Below are 1,841 nucleotides of genomic sequence, written 5' to 3'. Positions count from 1 at the left end.
CCGCGCCGTGGTCGCGCCGGACCAGGTGCAGGCAGAGGTCGAGCGCGGCGGCGCTGCCCGCCGAGGTCAGCACGTCGCCGTCGTCCACGAACAGCACGTCCGGTTCGAGCAGCACGGACGGGAAGCGGGCGCGGAAGGCGTCGGCCCAGCGCCAGTGGGTGGTCGCGCGCCGGCCGTCCAGGACGCCGGCGGCGGCGAGGGCGAACGCGCCCGTGCAGAAGCTCACCAGCCGGGCCCCCCGGTCGGCCGCCCCCTTGATCGCGGTCAGCACGGCGGTGGAGGGGGGCACGTCGGGGTCGGGACGGTTCGGCACGATCACGGTGTCCGCGCGCGCCACCGCGTCCAGGCCCGGGACGCCGGACATCGTGAACATGCCCCGGTGCATGGTCACGTCGCCCGCGGCGCAGAGGCTGAAGTCGTACCAGGGGACGTCCAGTTCGGGACGGCGCAGGCCGAACAGCTCGGTCGCGACGCCCAGCTCGAAGGGGTTCGAGCCGTCTTCCACGATCATCACGACGCGGTGCGAGGATCCTTGCGACATATGCGATTCCTAGCACTCACCGGGGGGCGGTGGCGAACGGCAGGCTGTCCCCATGAGTGATGAACCGATCGTCCTGCAGGACGCGCTGGCGTCGTTCGACCAGCTCTGGAGCCCGCGCATCGTCACGCGCGTGAACGACTACGACGTGCGGGTGGCCAAGGTGCGCGGCGACCACCTGTGGCACGCGCACGACGACACCGACGAGTTCTTCCTCGTCCTGGACGGCGAGCTCAGCATCGCGCTCCGGGACGCGGGCGGCGAGCGGACGGTCGTCCTGCCCAAGGGCGCGGTCTTCGTGGTCCCGAAGGGCGTCGAGCACAAGCCGTCGTCGCCGGACGGCGCGTCGATCCTGCTGTTCGAGCCGTCCGGGACGTCCAGCGTCGGCGACAGGCACGAGGACGTGCCCGACCACGTGGACGCGACGACCGGGCACTCGCTAGCGGGGAGTTAGCCGGAAGATGCGCAGCTCGCGGTCGACGCGCTCCACGTAGCGGTCGTAGACGGGCCAGACCTGGATGAGCCGGGGCCACGCCTCGACGCGTTCGGCCTCGGTCAGCAGGTGCGCGGTGACCGGCGTGGTCCGGCCGCGGAAGGACACCTCGGCCTCGGGGTTCTTCAGGAGGTTGCCCGTCCAGGCGGGATGCTTCTCGCGGCCGAAGTTGGAGCCGACGACCAGCCACGTGCCGTCCTCCTCCGGACGGCACGCCAGCGGCACCTGGCGGCGCAGGCCGGACTTCGCGCCGGTCGTCGTCAGCAGCAGGCTCGGGACGAGCGCCTGGCCCAGCAGGATCCGGCCGCCGCTGATCCGGTGCAGCGCGCGGTCCAGCGGCGGGACGACCTTGGGCCCGACCCTGCTGAACCAGGGCGCGCCGGAGACGTACCGGAACAGCGGTCCGAGGGCGCGCTGGACGAGCGTGGGCATCGGCTTCTCCTCGGTGGGGCGGGTCGTGTCCGGGCCTGGCCGGCCGGGCGGGCCCAGGCGGCCCGCGCGGCGGGGACGGAGGTGTCCGGCCGCGGCCAGCCAGCGCAGCCCGTCCGACAGCGTCGACTCGACGGGACGGAGCCGCAGGTCCAGGGCCGTCAGGGCGGGGGTGTCGTCGGTCGGGACGAGGCTGACCATCAGCTGCGCGGCGTCCCTGGTCAGCGGGTACTCGAAGGGGCGGACGCGCTTGGCGGCGTCCAGCGCCCGGCCGAGCCCGACCATGACGGCGCCGGGCACCCGCGCCCGGCGGCAGGGGACGCCGGTGAGCGTGTCGCAGAGGTCGGCGATCTCCGGCCAGGTCAGGAACGTGCCGCCGAG

At 73.7% G+C, this 1,841-nt stretch carries 3 protein-coding genes; 1 reads left to right on the top strand and 2 read right to left on the bottom strand.

Going from position 1 to position 1,841, the window contains the following annotated elements; all coding sequences use genetic code 11:
* On the bottom strand, positions 1–541 hold a 541-nt coding region (locus AB0J52_RS38675), incomplete at its 3' end, for a DJ-1/PfpI family protein (protein ID WP_500188020.1).
* A 52-nt stretch (positions 542–593) separates the two neighbouring features.
* On the opposite strand from AB0J52_RS38675, the gene AB0J52_RS38670 reads away from it, so the two are divergent.
* Entirely contained in the window at positions 594–992 is a 399-nt protein-coding gene (locus AB0J52_RS38670) for a cupin domain-containing protein (protein WP_500188018.1), read from the top strand.
* Here the strand turns inward: AB0J52_RS38670 and AB0J52_RS38665 are convergent.
* Positions 978–1,841: nitroreductase family deazaflavin-dependent oxidoreductase (locus tag AB0J52_RS38665; protein WP_500188017.1), on the bottom strand; the 864-nt coding region annotated here is incomplete at its 5' end. The two genes, AB0J52_RS38670 and AB0J52_RS38665, sit on opposite strands and share 15 nt — an antisense overlap.

This window comes from Spirillospora sp. NPDC049652, from assembly GCF_040675125.1.
In the GTDB taxonomy this organism is placed as follows: domain Bacteria; phylum Actinomycetota; class Actinomycetes; order Streptosporangiales; family Streptosporangiaceae; genus Spirillospora.
This window is presented reverse-complemented; position numbering and strand designations above follow the sequence as displayed.

Coding starts and splice junctions, on each gene's coding strand:
- AB0J52_RS38670 (WP_500188018.1), top strand. CDS start 594: ATGAGTGATGAACCGATCGTCCTGCAGGACGCGCTGGCGTCGTTCGAC.